This window comes from Streptomyces incanus (assembly GCF_042656345.1).
In the GTDB taxonomy this organism is placed as follows: Bacteria; Actinomycetota; Actinomycetes; order Streptomycetales; family Streptomycetaceae; genus Streptomyces; species Streptomyces incanus.
Genome location: NZ_JBHSPC010000139.1, coordinates 15,896 through 33,680, shown reverse-complemented (window position 1 = coordinate 33,680; position 17,785 = coordinate 15,896). Strand labels below are relative to the sequence as shown.

The 17,785-nt window shown below is 67.4% G+C and carries 11 protein-coding genes; 4 read left to right on the top strand and 7 right to left on the bottom strand.

Annotated features, from left to right (window positions below):
* Positions 1-565: 565 nt before the first annotated feature.
* Positions 566-871: a hypothetical protein gene (locus ACFP2V_RS34575; RefSeq protein WP_381219311.1), complete on the top strand. Its 306-nt coding sequence runs from the start codon at positions 566-568 to the stop codon at positions 869-871.
* A gap of 52 nt (positions 872-923) precedes the next feature.
* Here the strand turns inward: ACFP2V_RS34575 and ACFP2V_RS34570 are convergent, their stop codons facing one another.
* From ACFP2V_RS34570 to ACFP2V_RS34560, 3 genes are all read right to left on the bottom strand, one after another.
* Positions 924-2,621: a protein kinase family protein gene (locus ACFP2V_RS34570; protein ID WP_381219309.1), complete on the bottom strand. Its 1,698-nt coding sequence runs from the start codon at positions 2,619-2,621 to the stop codon at positions 924-926.
* Between the two features lie 141 nt (positions 2,622-2,762).
* On the bottom strand, positions 2,763-5,009 hold the full coding sequence (gene murJ, locus ACFP2V_RS34565) for a murein biosynthesis integral membrane protein MurJ (RefSeq protein ID WP_381219307.1): 2,247 nt from the start codon (positions 5,007-5,009) through the stop codon (positions 2,763-2,765).
* 44 nt (positions 5,010-5,053) lie between these two features.
* On the bottom strand, positions 5,054-7,459 hold the full coding sequence (locus ACFP2V_RS34560; RefSeq protein ID WP_381219305.1) for a DUF6049 family protein: 2,406 nt from the start codon (positions 7,457-7,459) through the stop codon (positions 5,054-5,056).
* A gap of 252 nt (positions 7,460-7,711) precedes the next feature.
* On the opposite strand from ACFP2V_RS34560, the gene ACFP2V_RS34555 reads away from it, so the two are divergent.
* Positions 7,712-9,178 carry a CCA tRNA nucleotidyltransferase gene (locus ACFP2V_RS34555; RefSeq protein ID WP_381219302.1) on the top strand — a complete coding sequence of 489 codons (1,467 nt, stop codon included), beginning with the start codon at positions 7,712-7,714 and terminating at the stop codon, positions 9,176-9,178.
* A gap of 101 nt (positions 9,179-9,279) precedes the next feature.
* Here ACFP2V_RS34555 and ACFP2V_RS34550 read toward each other — a convergent pair whose 3' ends face one another.
* The 4 genes from ACFP2V_RS34550 to ACFP2V_RS34535 form a co-directional block, all read right to left on the bottom strand.
* A complete protein-coding gene (locus tag ACFP2V_RS34550; protein WP_381219300.1) occupies positions 9,280-9,783 on the bottom strand; it encodes an LppU/SCO3897 family protein in 504 nt (167 codons plus the stop codon).
* A 123-nt stretch (positions 9,784-9,906) separates the two neighbouring features.
* Positions 9,907-11,169, bottom strand: a complete 1,263-nt coding sequence (locus ACFP2V_RS34545) for an MFS transporter (protein WP_381219298.1) — start codon at positions 11,167-11,169, stop codon at positions 9,907-9,909.
* Positions 11,170-11,266: 97 nt separating this feature from the next.
* Complete coding sequence (locus tag ACFP2V_RS34540) at positions 11,267-12,349, bottom strand: inositol-3-phosphate synthase (protein WP_381219296.1); 1,083 nt, start codon at positions 12,347-12,349, stop codon at positions 11,267-11,269.
* Between the two features lie 43 nt (positions 12,350-12,392).
* Entirely contained in the window at positions 12,393-13,076 is a 684-nt protein-coding gene (locus tag ACFP2V_RS34535; RefSeq protein WP_381219295.1) for a PadR family transcriptional regulator, read from the bottom strand.
* Positions 13,077-13,473: 397 nt separating this feature from the next.
* On the opposite strand from ACFP2V_RS34535, the gene ACFP2V_RS34530 reads away from it, so the two are divergent.
* Positions 13,474-16,176, top strand: coding sequence for a transglycosylase domain-containing protein (locus tag ACFP2V_RS34530; protein WP_381219293.1), 2,703 nt, complete (start codon positions 13,474-13,476; stop codon positions 16,174-16,176).
* A gap of 99 nt (positions 16,177-16,275) precedes the next feature.
* On the top strand, positions 16,276-17,784 hold the full coding sequence (locus ACFP2V_RS34525) for a glycosyltransferase family 87 protein (protein ID WP_381219313.1): 1,509 nt from the start codon (positions 16,276-16,278) through the stop codon (positions 17,782-17,784).
* Position 17,785: the final 1 nt, after the last annotated feature.

The following is a 17,785-nucleotide window of genomic DNA, read 5'->3' as shown; positions in this document are numbered from 1 at the left end:
GAACTACAGCTGCCGTGACCGACCGAAAATTATGCGGTCTGACACTGAGCTGGGCGATATTTGCGGTGGGTGAGGATTTCTCACCCGTCGATCGTTTGTGTGTAAGAAGTGGGAGAAGTGCCAGTGGAACGACGAACGGTCCGGAAAAGAGGATACGCGAGCCTGCTTCTTGTCGGCTTTACCGTCCTTACCGCCTACTGTTCCTCGGTCGTCCCGGTCGGCCGGCCGGGACGACCGGCCGGGACGAAGCCGATGGCGACATTCAGGGTCCGCGTCCGGTTCCCAGCCCGAGCGGGGTGGCGATCAGCCTCCCGATGGCCAAGTGCCGGCTGCGAGGAAGTGCGTCGGAGACCGTCGAGACCGCTGGGGACAAGACGACCGAGGCATGCATGAAGCACCTTGGTCTTGCCTGCCGGGCAGGCGGAGCCAGAACCAAGGAGTGGGGTGTGGAGGAGAACCGTCATCACGGCATCCAGGACCCCCACCGTGCGCTCACCCACGGTTACCGCCCGATCTCCGTGGTTCATCCGCGGAAGACGCAGAGGGCATCTATAAGGACCCACGAGTGAAGGAAATATTCGTGGAGTGGTCCGTCTGCACGCAGGCCAGGGGCTACGTGTGCGACTCTCCGCTGGATTCCATGGGCAGCGCAGAATTCGCCGAAGGTCGCATGACGAGTCACGAAAAGGCGGTCGCTCAGCGGGACATCGTCTGCAAGAAGAAGGTTGACCTGGTCACGCGTTGGAACGCTGTGGAGTCCGACATGCAGGCGCGCATGATCAACGACAACAAGGCGGTTCTGGACAGGTTTCTGAGCCTGCAGACGGCCAAGGTGGAACCCGCTCGGAAGCTGCTCGCCGAAGGCGGTTGAATAGCGACGGTCCGCGGTTTTCGGTAACCGCGGACCGCGCGGTCCACTGAGTTCAGCTGCTCACCTTGACGTCCACGACCCTGCCACGCCATTTCCCGTCGTCCGCCTGTATCGGCAGCTCGGTCAGCCAGACCAGCAAGTACCGGGACTTGAGCGTCTCTTCGGGCTTGAGGGTGACACTGTCGCCAGACCCTTGGGTGACCTTGGCAAATCCGTCCAAGGACGTCGGTTGCCCTCCTGCGTCGCTGGAAGCCGCACGAAGCTCGACCGAGGTGTTCCCCACGAAGGAAACGGTGACTTTGCCGACTTCCTGGACCTTGCCGAGGTCCAGGATGACGCCAACCCCGGGCTTGAGCCGGCCGAAGTCCGAACTCAGGTAGAAGTCGGTCTGCCAGTACGTACCGGGAGCATCGTCATAGACCTTCGCCACATCGGACGGCTTCTCGGAACCGTCGCCCATGGGGTCGAAGTCGACAGCACTCGCGATGGCTATGGGTTGAGCCGGCTTGGGTGCGCTGCTGCTCTTGTCGTCATCGTCCGTGGTCTGGGTCTTGTTCGTGTCGTCCGCCTTGCCGCCCTGTTCCATGAGGGCGTCCGCCAGCTGCCAGCTGCCCAGGCCGAGCGCGGCGATCAGCAGGGCCGAGACGGCCCACTTCAGTGCCTTGCCCGTGCGGCTCTGCAGGGGGGGAGGCGGTGCCGGCACCGGCTGGGTGAGGCCAGGATGCGGCGCCGGGCGGCCGTACGTGCCCTGCTGGTAGGTCGTGCGCTGGTACTCGGGCGGAGTGGTGAACGCGGGCTCCGGCGGGCGGATGCGGGGCATCTCGCCGATCGCCTTCACCAGTTCCTCCGGCGTGGTGCACGGCGACTCGTGACGCGAGGCGGTGGCCCCGTCGTTGACGAGCGCCCGCATCGCGAGCTCGGACAGGCCGCGGTGGACGCCGGCCCGCACCTGGTCCGGCGGGATCAGGCCGATGTCCTTCGGCAGGCCGGACATGCCGTAGGCGTCACTCTCGTACGGCCAGCGCTGGGTGAGAGCGGCGTAGAGGAGGGCACCGATGGACTCGGTGTCGGTGCGCTGCGGGGTGCTGGAGCTGATACCGCGCAGCGCCGCGTTCACGGCGAGACCGCGGATGCGCCACTGACCGGTCGAAGTGCGCAGTACGGCGTTGGGGTTCAGACGCAGATGGGCGAGGCCCTCGCGGTGGGCCGAGGCCATGGCGGAGGACATCTGGCTGACCATCTGGTAGGCGTCGTACACCTCCAGCGGGCCGGCCGCCAGCAGGGCGGTCAACTCGGTCGCGTCGGGGAGCCACTCGTGGACGACGTAGACGATGTCGTCCTCCTCGACGGCGTCCAGGACCTGAACGAAGCGCGGGTCGCTCAGCAGGGCGGAGGAACGGGCCGCGGCCAGGACGGAGCGGGCACGCGAGTGATCCGCGGGCAGGATGTGCACGCCGACGGCGCGACGGAGCATCTCGTCCACCGCACGCCAACTGCTGAATCCGTCCAGACGGGTGACGCACTCTTCGAGGCGGTAACGTCTGGCGAGCTTGTGACCGCTGTGCAGTTCGAGCGGCGACGTCTTCTCGGAACCGTCGGTCCCCGTGTTCTCCTGTGCTGCGTCGCTGTCCGTGTCCTGCTCCCGGTTCTTGGCCACCCCGTCGGCCGTGGACTGGTCCGCCTGCGCGGTCAGCGACTGTTCGCCGCTGTTGTCTGCCACGTCGACGGCAGCTGTGCTCCGTTCCGCCACCGTCGTTCCCTGCCTCCCCATCCATGTACGCGTCGGGCGACGGCCCGCGCGCGCCGTTCGACGCCGAACCCAATTGTGCCCACAGTCCGCCGCTATGCACGACACACAAGGGCTGACGATGGTTGTGCGCGTACCCCCGCCTCAGCGTCCCAGGCGTCCGCGGACCATACCGACGAGCGAGTTGACCTCCACAATGCGCATCCGGCGCGCGGCGACGAAGAAGACGCCGAGCAGCACGGCTCCACCGGCCACCAGCGCCGCGAAGGAACCCGCCACGCCCTGACCGAGGGTCTGCCCGATCCCGTAGCAGACCGCGCCGCTGAGCAGTGCGGCCGGGACCGAGGCGATGCACAGTCGGGCATACGTCCGCAGGACGCGGGCACCGTCCAGGTCCCCGCCCAGCTTCGAGCGCAGCCGGCGCCAGGCGACGCCGACTCCGGTCGCGTAGGCCACGCCGTACGAGGCGGCCATGCCGACCACCGCCCAACGGGCCGGGAGGACGAAGAAGCAGACCGCCGAGGCGACCGCGTTGACCGCGGCCACGATGACCGTGTTGTAGAAGGGCGTACGGGTGTCCTCGTAGGCGTAGAAGGCACGCAGGACGACGTACTGCACGGAGTAGGGGATCAGGCCGAGGCCGAAGGCCATCAGCATGTAGCCCATGTTGGTCGCTTCGCTGGTGCCCGAGGAGCCGAAGATCAGGGTGCACATCGGGATGCCGAGCGCGATGAAACCGAAGGCGATCGGCACGATCGCGACGGCCGTGGTGCGCAGGCCCTGGGAGATGTCGTCCCGGACGGCGCCGCCGTCGTCCTCTGCCGCCGAGCGGGAGATACGGGGCAGCAGGGCGGCCATCAGGGAGACGGTGATGATGGCCTGGGGCAGGCCCCAGATCAGCTGGGCGTTGGCGTAGGCGGCGAAGCCGGTGCCCTGGACGTCGGAGTCCAGGCCGGCAGCGGTGGAGAGCTGGGTCACGACCAGCGCGCCCGCCTGGTTGGCGAGCACGAAAAGGATGGTCCACTTGGCGAGCATCGCCGCCTTGCCCAGCCCGTGGCCCTTCCAGTCGAAACGCAGACGGATACGGAATCCCGTCTCGCGCAGGTACGGGATCATGGCCAGGGCCTGGACGACGAGGCCGAGTAGGACACCGATGCCGAGGAGACGCTGGCCCTCCGGCGGGATGCTCGTGACGGTCATCTTCGAAGCGGCGGCAGTGCCGTAGACATAGATGAACGTACCGAGCGTCACGATGATGACGATGTTGTTGAGGACCGGGGTCCACATCATCGCGCCGAACCGTCCGCGCGCGTTGAGGATCTGGCCCATCACCACGTGCACGCCCATGAAGAAGATCGAGGGCAGGAAGTAACGGGTGAAGGTGACGGCGACCTCGTTGGCCGCGGGGTCGGAGGCGACCGGGTTCGACAGCGCCCGCACGAGGAGCGGCGCGGCGAGCCACGCGGCGGCGGTGAGCGCGGCCAGGGCCACCATCACAAGGGTCAGCAGCCGGTTGGCGTACGCGACGCCGCCGTCGGCGTCGTCCTTCATGGAACGGACGAGCTGCGGCACGAAGACGGAGTTGAGGCCGCCGCCGACGGTGAGGATGTAGATCATGGTCGGCAACTGGTAGGCGACCTGGAACGAGTCACCGAGGAGGCCCAGACCGAGCGCCGAGACGATCAGCGCGGACCGGATGAAACCCGTGAGGCGGGACACCATCGTGCCCGCCGCCATCACGGCGCTGGACTTCAGCAGCCCCCCGGCCCGGCCCCCCTTCTTCGTGGGCGCCGCGGGAGCCGGTTCCGGCACGGAGGCCTCGGCGACCGCAGGCGGTGTGGCGCCCGCGTAGTGGCCGGGGGCCGCGGAGGCCGGACCGGGCACGGACTCGTAGGGCCGGCCGGGGTGTCCTCCGCCCTGCTGCTGGTCGCGGAAGAGGTGGGCGAAGGCGTCGGGCTCATGACGTTGCTCCCCGACCTGGCCGACCAGGTCGTCCACGCCCACGAATTGTGTCGTGCGGGGGTCGTCCCCGTACGGAAGGTGCCGGGACGGACCGTCCGGCTCCGGCGCGGGGGCCTGGGCCCACACCCGGGGGTCGGGCGCGTGGGGCGACCGGGGCGGCTGCCCGTACAACGGCTGCTGAGGGGGGTATGTGCCCGGTGGGGGCGGGGGATGTGCCGCGCGGTCGTACAGGGCCTCGGCGACCGGGTCCTGGGCGGCGATGTCCTGCGCCCGGTAGGGGTCCTGGTCGTAGGCGTCCTGGAGGTACATGTCGGCGGGCGGCTGCGGCGCCTGGTCGTGACCGGGCGGCGGGCCCCCCTGGGGGTCCGACTCGGGATGGCCCGAGTTGCCCGCGGCATGGCCGCGGTCACCGTCGTACGGCGCGTTCATGGTTACCCCACCTCATCGTCCCGGGCCCACCGGCCGCGACATCCTCAACGGTCCACTCTCTCACCCGTGCCGGACGGGCCTGCGTTTTCCGGTGCGGTGTCCGATACCGGGTCACTCGGCTGCTCCGGGTCGTCCGTCTCGGAGCCGGCTTCCGGTTCCTTCGTCTCAGGGCCGTTCTTCGGCTTCTCGGTAGGACGCTCCGCGGGGGCGTCCGGGTTCTGCGGGCCGTCGGCCTCCACGCGGTTCTGCTCCTGGGCCTCGCGAGCCGCGGCACGCTTGCGTTGCGTGTACATCCGGAAGCCGGCGAGGACGAGCAGGAGCACACCGCCGCCGATGACCAGCATCACCGTGGCGGTGATTTCGGTGACCTTGACGTCGAAGGTGACGGGCTCGCCGTACTTCTGGCCGTCCTGCGTGTACAACTGGGCGATCACCGTGGCCCGACCGTTGGCGTTGGCGGACGTGGTGAACTTCACCGACTGGCTGTGCCCGCCGGAGACGGTGACCGGCTGCTCCTCGTAGGCGTCGCCGCCGATCTCGAGGCGGGTCGGGTTGGTCGAGGTGAGCCGCAGCGTCAGGTTCTCGACGCCCTGCACCAGGTTGTTCTGGACGGTTACGGGGATGGTGGCACTGCGGCCGGAGAGCTTCGTCTCCGACTTGTCGATCAGTTTCACCTGGTCGAGGAGTCCGTCGAGGTACGCCTCGACGCCGCTGCGGTAGGTGGCAGCCTCGGCGATCCGGCCGCGCCAGGAGACGGACATCCCGCGGTTCAGGGCCCGGCCGAACGGGGTCACGACCCGGGACGGGTCCGAGAGGATCACCTTGAACGTGTCGAGCTTGTCCTGAGTCCTCGCGATCTGCTCGAACGCGGACCGCGGTAGCTCCTGCTTGCGCAGCGAGGCGGGGTACGAGGAGGCCGCGGGGACCTCGGTGGTGGCGGCAGGGTCCGGCTCGGCCTTCGCGGCAGCGGTGAGGTCCTCGGACTCCGACCAGTTCCCGTCCTGGACGGCTTTCAGCGCCTCGGCCATCGTCTGGGCCTGGCTGGCGGTGGGGGTGCGCTGCGGGGCGACGACGACGCTGCGCTGCCGGTCGGTCTGGAGGCCCAGCGTCAGGCTCTGGGCCAGGAACTGCTGCACGGCGAGCGTGGACGTGGACGCCTTGGTCATGTCGCCCTGGAACACGGTGGACAGCCGGGCGTCCGCGACGACCGCTGTGGTGCCGCCGCCGATGGGGCGGGCGGCCGAGGGCGTGTACGACAGGTCGCCGGTCTCCCGGAAGCTGTCGCTGCGGGCGATCACCTTGTCGGCTCCGGCGGAGGTGGCGACCTTGACGATGGAGGGGTCCACCGCCCCGTTGACGGGCCAGGCGAAGTCCGTGGTCGGTTTCACGTGGAGGATCGGCTCCACCGTGTTGACGACGACGTCCGTGGCCTCCTTGAGATGTCTCAGGGAGCCGGTGACCGAGGTGCCGTTGTGGGCGAGGGAGGCCAGATCCGGATCGCCGAAGGGCAGCGCGACGACCTCCTTGCCCTTCACCGCGCTCTGCACGTTGGCGAGCCACCGCTTGGCGGCGGCCTGATGGCTGCCGACCGTGGTGGTGCCACCCGAGCCCTGGACCTCGTAACTCTCGGTCATCGCGTCGACGGATGCCAGCAGATCCGGATCGATCATCCAGATGATGTCGAGGTTCTTGCCCAGCGCCACCATCCGGTCCAAGCGGCCGCCCGGGGCGATCTCCTTGGCCAGGTCGTCGTCACGGAGGACCGGAGTCTGCTGCTGGTTGGAACCCGTCTCCGCCATCGTGTGGACCGTGGAGATCAGCGGCCACAGAAATGTCGTGCTCGTCTTCGTGTCGACTTCATCGGGCTGCCATGGCAGGAGTGTCCGCCGGACACCGAGGGTCTGTTCCCAGGGCTGCGCGGCGGTCTGCCCGGAGAGGGCCACGGCCACTTGGTAGACGCCGTTCTCCCCGAGGTTCAGCTCGTCCACCGGTACGGAGATGCTGAAGCGCTGCGAGACGCCAGGTGTGAGCTCTGCGTACTCCTGGGCGTACTTGTCATCGACCTCCGGGCCGATGACGCCCTGGACGTCGTCACTGTCCCGGGCGACGCTGTCGATCCCGGAGCGGGTGTTCAGCAGAGGGCCCACACGCAGACCGACGTGGGCGTCGGTGACCGCTTGCTTGCCCTTGTTGGTCACCGTGCCGGTCACCGTGACGGTGTCGTCCTCGCCGGGGACGCTGGGTGTGAGCGAGTTCACGGAGACGGAGACCGGGCCCGCGCCGGAGGCGGCCTGCGCAGAGCTCCCCGCGGCGGCGGCCGCCGGGGACACAGCGGGCCACTGGAGCAGCCCCGTCAGCAGGGGGACTCCAGCGAACAGGGTGCCGGTGCGCCGCAGCCAACGGCGGGCAGGTGAGGGACGCATCCCCTGGAAGTCTGCCGCCTCGGCCACGCGCTCGCCCGTCCCTCGTCGTCGTCAGTGGTCGTCGTATGTGCGTCCACGCATGGTAACGATGCCCGATGGGACCGAGTGCCGCGGACCGGCCCGCAAGATCGGGTCAGCCACCGCACTGTCCTGTATGTGGTCGTATAAGGGGGAGCTTTCCGTGTCCCGGGTGCCGGTCCTGTGCGGGGACTGTGGGAGGCGACCGGGCAAATCAATGGAGGAGCTTCCGGCCGCCCGAGCCACGTACCCTTTTCTGTTGTGCCGAACGCCAACGAACAAACCAGTGCCCTGAGCCAGGTGCAGGACCGAGCGGTGAATGAACTGCTGCGGGTCGCCCCGGTCGCCGACGACCTTGCCCGCCGCTTCCGGGAGGCCGGGTTCTCACTCGCTCTGGTCGGCGGCTCGGTCCGGGACGCGCTGCTCGGCCGGCTCGGCAACGACCTGGACTTCACCACCGACGCCCGCCCGCAGGACGTTCTGAAGATCGTCCGTCCGTGGGCGGATGCCGTCTGGGAAGTGGGTATCGCCTTCGGCACGGTCGGGGCCCAGAAGGAGGCCCGCGTCGGAGACGTTGATCGAAGCTTTCAGATCGAGGTGACGACCTACCGCTCGGAGGCGTACGACCGCACGTCGCGCAAGCCTGAGGTGGCGTACGGCGACTCCATCGAGGAGGACCTCGTCCGTCGTGACTTCACTGTGAACGCGATGGCCGTCGCGCTGCCCGAGAAGGAGTTCATCGATCCGCACGGTGGTCTGGACGATCTCACGGCAGGTGTGTTGCGTACGCCGGGCACCCCCGAGGCTTCCTTCTCGGACGACCCCTTGCGGATGATGCGGGCCGCGCGTTTCGCCGCTCAGCTCGATTTCGAGGTGGCTCCTGAGGTGGTCACAGCCTTGCGGGAGATGGCCGGACGCATCGAGATCGTCTCCGCCGAACGGGTACGGGACGAGCTGAACAAACTGGTGCTGTCCGCTTACCCCCGCAAGGGACTGACCCTGCTCGTCGACACCGGGCTCGCCGGCCATGTGCTGCCCGAACTGCCGGCCCTGCGTCTGGAAAGTGATGAACACCACCGACACAAGGACGTCTACGAGCACACGCTGATCGTCCTGGAGCAGGCGATGGCCCTGGAGGACGACGGCCCCGACCTGACCCTCCGCCTGGCGGCCCTGCTGCATGACATCGGCAAGCCGCGTACGCGCCGCTTCGAGAGCGACGGCCGGGTCTCGTTCCACCACCACGAGGTGGTGGGGGCGAAGATGACGAAGAAACGCCTGACGGCCCTCAAGTACTCCAACGAGTTGGTGAAGGACATCTCGCGCCTGGTCGAGCTTCACCTGCGGTTCCACGGTTACGGCACGGGAGAGTGGACGGATTCCGCCGTCCGCCGTTACGTCCGCGATGCGGGGCCACTTCTGAGCCGGCTCCATAAGCTGACCCGCTCGGACTGCACGACACGCAACCGTCGCAGGGCGGCCGCCCTCTCGCGTGCGTACGACGGTCTGGAGGAGCGGATTGAGAAGCTTCAGGAACAGGAAGAGCTGGACGCCATCCGTCCGGACCTCGACGGGAACCAGATCATGGAGGTCCTCGGTGTCAGTCCCGGACCGGCCGTCGGTCAGGCATACAAGCACATGCTGGAACTGCGACTGGAGAACGGCCCGATGGGATACGACGCGGCGGTGGCGGCCCTCAAGGAGTGGTGGGCTGGGCAGCAAGGCTGAGAGCGCGGAACCGGGTCATGTTTCACGTGAAACATGACCTGGTTCGGAATGTGCGGAGGGGCGGTGTTTCACGTGAAACACCGCCGCTCCGTGTACCTGCCTTACTTCTTGTAGTCCTTCAGGCAGAGCAGGAAGTCCTTGCCGTCGCCGCTCTGGGTGTACACGTACTGGAAGTCCTTGGCCTCGGCCTCGCACTTGCTGGAAGCCAGGGTTTCGGAGAGGAACGAACCGTCGATCTTGGCCAGCACCTCGTACTGGGCGTCCGAGGAGTTGCAGTCGACGACCTCGAGGTCGGGATCGTCGTCACTGGTGTTGCCGCGATGCATGCAGTCGCCGACTGTCGCCGTGTTGGCGTCGTCGCGGCTGGCGATGAAACCGCCGATGGCCACACCGGCGACCACTACGACGATGACGATGTTCTTGATCGTCTTGAAGCCGATCTTGCGGCGTGGCTGCTCCGGGGGGACGGGGGCACCCTGCGGGGGAAATCCAGGCTGACCGGCCTGCTGGGGAAAGCTCGGCTGGCCCTGGGCGAAGGGGTTCTGGCCTTGGGGCTGCTGCTGGCCCTGGGCGAACGGGTTGCCCTGAGGCGGCGGAGTGGTCACTTGGAGGTCCCCCTGGAACGCGAGTGCGTGGCGCGATTGGTGCGTTGATAAGACGTACGTAAATTACCGAACGCCACTGACAACGCCACACCGTTAAGGAGCTCTGTGGCACTGATGTGACACTTATTGACGCTCAAAACGGCTGATAGTTACAGCTACTGCCCCATAGATAACGGCGATCGTTACCACCAGAGAGGCCGATCGGCCGTCCGGCGGCAGCATCAGGGCGGCCACTGCGGCGGCACCGACGAAGGCCACGTTGAACAGGACGTCGTAGAGGGAGAAGATCCGGCCACGGAAGACGTCGTCGACGGAGGACTGGACGATGGTGTCCGTGGCGATCTTCGCGCCCTGGGTGGTCAGGCCCAGGACGAATGCCCCGATCAGCAGGGGGCCGCTGGCGAAGGGCAGGTCGAACGCGGGTCCCAGGACCGCGGCGCCCGCCGAGCACAGCATGATCCAGCGGCCGGGACCGAACCGCCCCGCGGCCCAGGGGGTCACGACGGCAGCCACGAAGAAACCGACGCCGGACACGCCCAACATCAGGCCCAGGAGGGCGAGTCCCTCCTGGGTTGTGTCGGTCAGGGCGTACCGGCACAGCATCAGCAGCATGACGAGCATGGCGCCGTAGCAGAACCTCATCAGGGACATCGCGGCGAGCGCCCAGGCGGCTTCCCTGCGCGAGGGCGCCGCCAAGTGGCGCAGAGCTGCCAGCAGATCGTGAGCGGTGCCGGTGAGCACCGTGGCCAGCCCCGGCTGCACCAGTGCCCGATCGGGGCCCAGCAGTTCCTTCGCGATGCGTAGCGATGCCAGAGCCGCGCACAGGTACAGCGCCGCGCCCACGAGCACCACGGCCGCATCGGAGTCGGAGACGACCAGGCGTACGAGGAAGGCGAGTCCGCCGCCCGCGGTCGCGGCGAGCGTTCCGGCGGTCGGGGAGAGGGAATTGGCGACGACCAGCCGCTCGGAGTCCACCACGCGCGGCAGCGTGGCGGAGAGGCCGGCGAGGACGAAGCGGTTGACGGCGGTCACGCACAAGGCGGAGGCGAAGAGCAGCCAGTCCGGGACCTGGCCGAGGATCAGGACGGCGGTCACCGAAGCCATCAACGCGCGCAGCAAGTTGCCGTACAGGAAGACCTGGCGGCGGCGCCAGCGGTCGAGCAGCGCCCCGGCGAAGGGGCCGACCAGGGAGTAGGGGAGCAGCAGGACCGCCATCGCGGAGGCGATCGCCGTGGCCGACGTCTGCTTCTCCGGTGAGAAGACCACGTAGGAGGCGAGTGCGACCTGGAAGACGCCGTCGGCGCCCTGGGAGAGCAGCCGGACGGCGAGCAGGCGTCTGAAGCCTTGAAAACGCAGTAGGACGCGCAGGTCACGGACGACGGCCATGGGGAACAGCCTCACATACGGGGAGGGTCCCCGGGACATACGCCCCGGGGACCCTCGATCACCCGCAAGTCAGGACCTCACCCGCAGGAGGCGGGTCCTAGCGCTCGACCTCACCCGCGATGAACTTCTCGACGTTCACGCGGGCCTCGTCGTCGAAGTACTGCACCGGAGGGGACTTCATGAAGTACGAGGAGGCCGAGAGGATGGGGCCGCCGATGCCGCGGTCCTTGGCGATCTTCGCGGCGCGCAGGGCGTCGATGATGACACCGGCGGAGTTCGGGGAGTCCCAGACCTCGAGCTTGTACTCCAGGCTGAGCGGGACGTCACCGAACGCGCGGCCCTCGAGGCGCACGTAGGCCCACTTGCGGTCGTCCAGCCACGGGACGTAGTCGGACGGGCCGATGTGGACGTTCTTCTCACCGAGGTCCCGGTCGGGGATCTGGGAGGTGACGGCCTGCGTCTTGGAGATCTTCTTGGACTCCAGGCGCTCCCGCTCGAGCATGTTCTTGAAGTCCATGTTGCCGCCGACGTTCAGCTGCATCGTGCGGTCCAGGACGACACCGCGGTCCTCGAACAGCTTCGCCATGACGCGGTGCGTGATGGTGGCGCCGACCTGGGACTTGATGTCGTCACCGACGATCGGCACACCGGCCTCGGTGAACTTGTCCGCCCACTCCTTGGTGCCGGCGATGAACACCGGGAGGGCGTTGACGAAGGCGACCTTGGCGTCGATGGCGCACTGGGCGTAGAACTTCGCCGCGTCCTCGGAACCGACGGGCAGGTAGCAGACCAGGACGTCGACCTGCTTGTCCTTGAGGACCTGGACGACGTCGACCGGCTCCTCGGCGGACTCCTCGATGGTGGCCTGGTAGTACGTGCCGAGACCGTCGAGGGTGGGGCCGCGCTGGACCGTCACACCGGTGCTGGGGACGTCGCAGATCTTGATGGTGTTGTTCTCGGAGGCGCCGATGGCGTCAGCGAGGTCGAGGCCGACCTTCTTGGCGTCCACGTCGAAAGCGGCGACGAACTCGACGTCGCTGACGTGGTAATCGCCGAACTGGACGTGCATCAGGCCCGGCACCTTGGACGCCGCGTCGGCGTCCTTGTAGTACTCGACGCCCTGTACCAGCGACGCGGCGCAGTTGCCCACGCCGACGACGGCTACGCGAACCGAACCCATTCCGGTTGCTCCCTGTGTGTACGAGTGAGTCCCTGAGCGGGACTCACGTGGCGGTGTCGTCGGGCGAACCGGTCCGGGGGTTGTCCCCGGGCCGGGGCAGGTCGCCCGACGCTCCAGATGTGGTGTCCTGTCGAGGGGTCGCCCCGGAGGCGGGACCCTTCAGGTCCCGTCCGGCCCGCTCGCTCTCGATGAGCTCGTTCAGCCAGCGCACTTCCCGCTCCACGGACTCCATCCCGTGGCGCTGGAGCTCGAGCGTGTAGTCGTCGAGACGCTCCCGGGTCCGGGTCAGCGAAGCGCGCATTTTTTCCAGGCGCTCCTCCAGCCGACTGCGGCGGCCTTCCAGTACACGCATGCGTACGTCGCGTGATGTCTGTCCGAAGAAGGCGAACCGTGCGGCGAAGGTCTCGTCCTCGTACGCGTCGGGGCCCGTCTGGGAGAGCAGCTGCTCGAAGTGCTCCTTGCCGTCGGCCGTCAACCTGTAGACGATCTTGGCGCGGCGGCCCGTGAGCGGAGCGGCGAGGGCGTCCTCGGTGGTGTTCCCCGGTTCCTCGATCAACCAGCCGTTGGCGACCAGCGTCTTGAGGCAGGGATAGAGCGTTCCGTAGCTGAAGGCACGGAACACACCCAGTGACGTATTGAGTCGTTTGCGCAGCTCATAGCCGTGCATCGGGGACTCACGGAGCAGGCCGAGGACGGCGAACTCGAGGATCCCGGAACGCCGGCTCATCGTCGCCTCCTCCCTGTCGCGGTCGTGCCGTGACGGTCTCTTGGGTGGCTCATCGCCATCTTTATGCCGAGCTGATGTATCGACTCGATACATCATGACGATAGAACGACCTTGCGGCTGGGGCAAGAGGGGGTGTGGTGAACGGGATCACATCCTCGATTCAATGCGAGCAAGTTGCCTGATTTGGGCTGAACTTCTGTGCTCGGCGGGTTTTGGCGGTGCGTAGTCTGTGCGCCATGCACAACACCGGGAACCGAGTTACGCGTGGGGGCGTCCTCGTCCCTGGTGCAGTACGGGATGAATGCGGAGTCCACCGCATCCGTACTTCGGGGGGACCGGAAACCAGTTGCCGTTTCCAGGCGCGCGAGAATGCGCCTGCCCGAGGAGTAGTCGTTCGATGAGCGAGCACCGTCGCAAACCGCAGCAGCCGCAGGGAGGCGGACGTGCCGCGGCCCGACGCGGCCAGTCCGGCTCGTCCTCCGGCCGCCGCGCGGCACCGCGAGGCGCCACCGGGTCTCCGTCCGATTCCTATGAGTCGGACTCCCGCGACTCGGGTGGTGAGGGCCATACCTATGGAAGCCGCGCCGAAGCACGACGCGCGGCACAGAGAGGCGGGGGCCGCCGAGCCGGTTCCACCGGGCCCGGCCGGGGGCGGTCGGCGCCTCCCGACAAGAAGCGGATCATCGACTATCCGCGCCACGACAAGGACGGCTGGCGTCGTTGGATGCCGTCCTGGAAGTTCGTCACCGGGCTGTGCATCGCGTTTTTCGGCAGCATGGTGGCCGCCGCGGGGATCGGGTACGCACTGGTGAGCGTGCCCGTCGTTGCCGAGACCGCCACGGCGCAGAACAACGTCTACTACTGGTCCGACGGTACGCAGATGGTCGCGACGGGTGGTGAGCGCAACCGCCAGATCGTCAACTTCGAGCAGATCCCCAAGGCGATGCAGGACGCAGTCATCTCCCAGGAGAACAAGACCTTCTACCAGGACAGCGGCATCGACCCCAGGGGCATCGCCCGCGCCGTGCTCAACATGGCCACGGGTGGCGAGACGCAGGGCGGGTCCACGATCACCCAGCAGTACGTCAAGAACGCCATGCTGGACGACCAGTCGCAGACGCTCTCCCGCAAGGTCAAGGAGATGTTCGTCTCGATCAAGGTGGGCACCGACGTTAAAAAGGACAAGATCCTCGAGGGCTACCTGAACTCGGCGTACTACGGACGTGGGGCCTACGGGATCCAGGCCGCCGCCCGCGCGTACTTCGACAAGGACGCATTCAAACTCAACGAAGGCGAGTGCGCCTTCCTGTCCGCGATCCTCAAGGGCGCCACCTACTACGACCCGGCGGGTGCGACCTCCATCGACCCGGTCGGCGCCACTCCCAAGAAGAACCAGAAACGCGCCCTGACTCAGATGCAGGACACACTGGAGAAGATGGTCGAGTACGGCCGTCTGGATCCCGCGACCAGGGCCAAGTACACCAAGCTGCCCAAGTGGCAGAACCCCCGGTCGAACACCGCGCTGAGCGGGCAGATCGGTTACCTCGTGGACCTCGCCAAGGCGTACATCGTCAACAACAGCGACGAAACCGGTATCACCGCCCGCCAGCTGGAACGGGGCGGCTACTCGATCCACACGACCTTCGACAAGAAGAAGGTCGCGGCACTCGAGAAGGCCGTCAAGAAGGTCTACAAGAAGAACATCAAGCCTGAGGAACGCCCGGAAAAGGACACCCACGTCCAGTTCGGCGGAGCTTCGGTGAACCCGGCGACCGGTGCGATCGAAGCCATCTACGGCGGTACCGACGCGACCAAGCACTTCACCAACAACGCCGACGCGACCGGTGCGCAGGTCGGTTCGACGTTCAAGCCGTATGTGCTGGCGGCTGCCATGAAGTGGGGCGTCCGGGATCCCGAGGGGGACCGGGTACAGGCCCAGGACGAGCGTACGAAGGTGTCCGAGAAGAGCCTGTACAGCGGCAAGAACAGGCTCAAGATCAAGGAGTACGACGGTTCGATCTGGCAGAACGAGAAGGGCGAGCAGTGGGAGCAGGTCAATGACGGCGGTGAGTCATCCGGCACCCCGCCCGATTACATGATCGATCTCCGCGAGGCGATGCAGTTTTCGGTGAACTCCGCGTTCGTTCAACTCGGCGTAGATGTCGGCCTCGACAAGGTGAAGGACTCCGCGATGGAATCCGGGCTTCTGGAGAGCAGCCTCGCCGGAACGAACTACCCGTCGTTCTCCCTCGGTACCTCCAGCCCCAGCGCGATCCGTATGGCGGGTTCGTACGCCACCTTCGCGGCCAGCGGCGAGCAGCGCGATCCGTTCTCGGTCAAGAAGGTGACGGACAAGGACGGCACGGTCTACACGCACAAGACCCAGACCAAGCAGGCGTTCACCGCTCTGGTCGCCGACAACGTCACGGACGTCCTGAAGACCGTCGTCGAGGACGGAACCGGTACCAACGCCCAGCTCGAGGGTCGCGAGGTGGCCGGCAAGACCGGTACCACGGACGGCAACAAGTCCGCCTGGTTCGTCGGCTACACCCCGCAGTTGTCCACGGCGATCAGCATGTTCCGGTACCCCGATGACGAGAGCATCAAGAACCGCCAGTTCCTGAAGATGTACGGCACGGGCGGCCAGGACAAGATCCACGGTGCCTCGTTCCCGTCCGAGATCTGGGCCGACTACATGGGGGTCGCGCTGAAGGGCCAGAAGGCTCTGCCCTTCCCGACCCCGAAGCCCATTGGCGAGATCGTCAACGACACTCCGTCGCCGACCGCGACTCCCTCCCCCACCGAGACCGAGGAGGAGACTCCGTCGGCGTCTCCGACCACTTCGGAGCCGGAGCCGGAGCCCAGCCGCCCCACGCCGACTGCGACCACCACCTGTGGAGTCTTCGATTTCAACTGCGAGGACGAGGGCGACACGGGCGGTACCGGGCCAGGCGGCTCGGACGCCGGCGGCACGGACGGCGGGGTGACCAGTTCACCGTCGGCTTCGCAGTCGGAAGAGGAAGGCACCAACCGGGGCAACAGCAACGGCAACGGCAACGGCAACGGAAGCGGCGGTCTCTTCGGAGGCCCGGCCGGGTAGCCGCACTTTCGCCCGAATTGGGTGTTTCACGTGAAACATGGGCCGCCGTACCCCTCGGGTGCGGCGGCCCTCGGCATAGGCCCCGGCACGTACGGCAGGATGTGCGGCATGCCCAGTGGAGAATCGACGCAAGCGAGCGTCCACGAGCCGGAGCTGGTGGAGCCGACCCGGGAGGACAAGGTCGCCAAGGCCGGTAGTGAGCTGATCGGCGGCCCGCTCGGGCGGCGTGCCCTGCTGGGGACGTCCTGGTGGACCCCGGTCCGGGTGATCGCGCTCGTGGCGATCGGTATGTTCACCCTCGGCTTGGTCCAGAAGGCGCCCTGCTACAACGGCGCGTGGTTCTTCGGCGCCGGCTCCCAGTACACCCACGCGTGTTACTCGGACATCCCGCACCTCTACCAGGGACGGGGCTTCGCCGACGGCCTCGTACCGTACTTCGACCAGCTCCCCGGCGACATGCAGTACCTCGAGTACCCGGTGCTGACCGGTGTGTTCATGGAGGTCGCGTCCTGGCTCACCCCCGGCAGCGGGAGCATCCAGGACCAGGAGCAGTGGTACTGGATGGTCAACGCTGGGATGCTCATGGTGTGCGCGGCCGTCATCGCCGTCTGCGTGACCCGTACGCACGCTCGGCGGCCCTGGGACGGCCTGCTGGTCGCCCTGGCGCCGGCCTTCGCCCTGACCGCGACGATCAACTGGGACCTGCTGGCGGTCGCGCTGACGGCCGCCGCGATGCTCATGTGGTCGCGTAGCCGGCCTCTCGCCTTCGGAATCCTCCTGGGGCTGGCCACAGCCGCCAAGCTCTACCCCGTGCTCCTCCTGGGGCCGCTGCTGGTGCTGTGCTGGCGTGCCGGACGGTGGCGGGAGTTCGGGAAGGCCCTGGGCGGTGCCGTCGTCGGCTGGGCCGTGGTGAACGGGCCGGTGATGTTCTTCGCCTTCGACGGCTGGTCGAAGTTCTACACGTTCAGTCAGGAGCGGGGCGTCGACTTCGGGTCCTTCTGGCTGATCATCGCCCAGAACTCGTCCGACCCGCTCAGTACCGAGACCGTCAACACCCTTGCCACGCTGCTGATGCTGCTGTGCTGCGTGGGCGTCGCCGCGCTGGCCCTTGCGGCTCCCCGCCGGCCACGCTTCGCGCAGCTCGCCTTCCTGGTCGTCGCCGCTTTCATCCTCACCAACAAGGTCTACTCGCCCCAGTACGTCCTGTGGCTGGTGCCCCTGGCCGCCTTGGCCCGGCCGAAGTGGCGGGACTTCCTGATCTGGCAGGCCTGCGAGGTGGCCTACTTCCTCGGCATCTGGATGTACCTCGCGTACACGACCAGCGGAGACGCCCACAAGGGACTGCCCGCCGACGGCTATCACTGGACCATCGGTCTGCATCTGCTCGGGACGCTCTACCTGTGCGTCATGATCGTGCGCGACATCCTGATGCCGGACCGGGACCCGGTGCGCCGGTCCGGTGACGACGATCCCTCGGGCGGGGTGCTGGACGGAGCGGAGGACGCCTTCGTGCTCGGTCCTGCTGCTCGGCCCGCTCGGGACACCGTGCACTTCGACGGGCCTCAGGTCGAGTGGGGCAAGGCCGACGCCCCGGGCGGTTCGCTCTGAG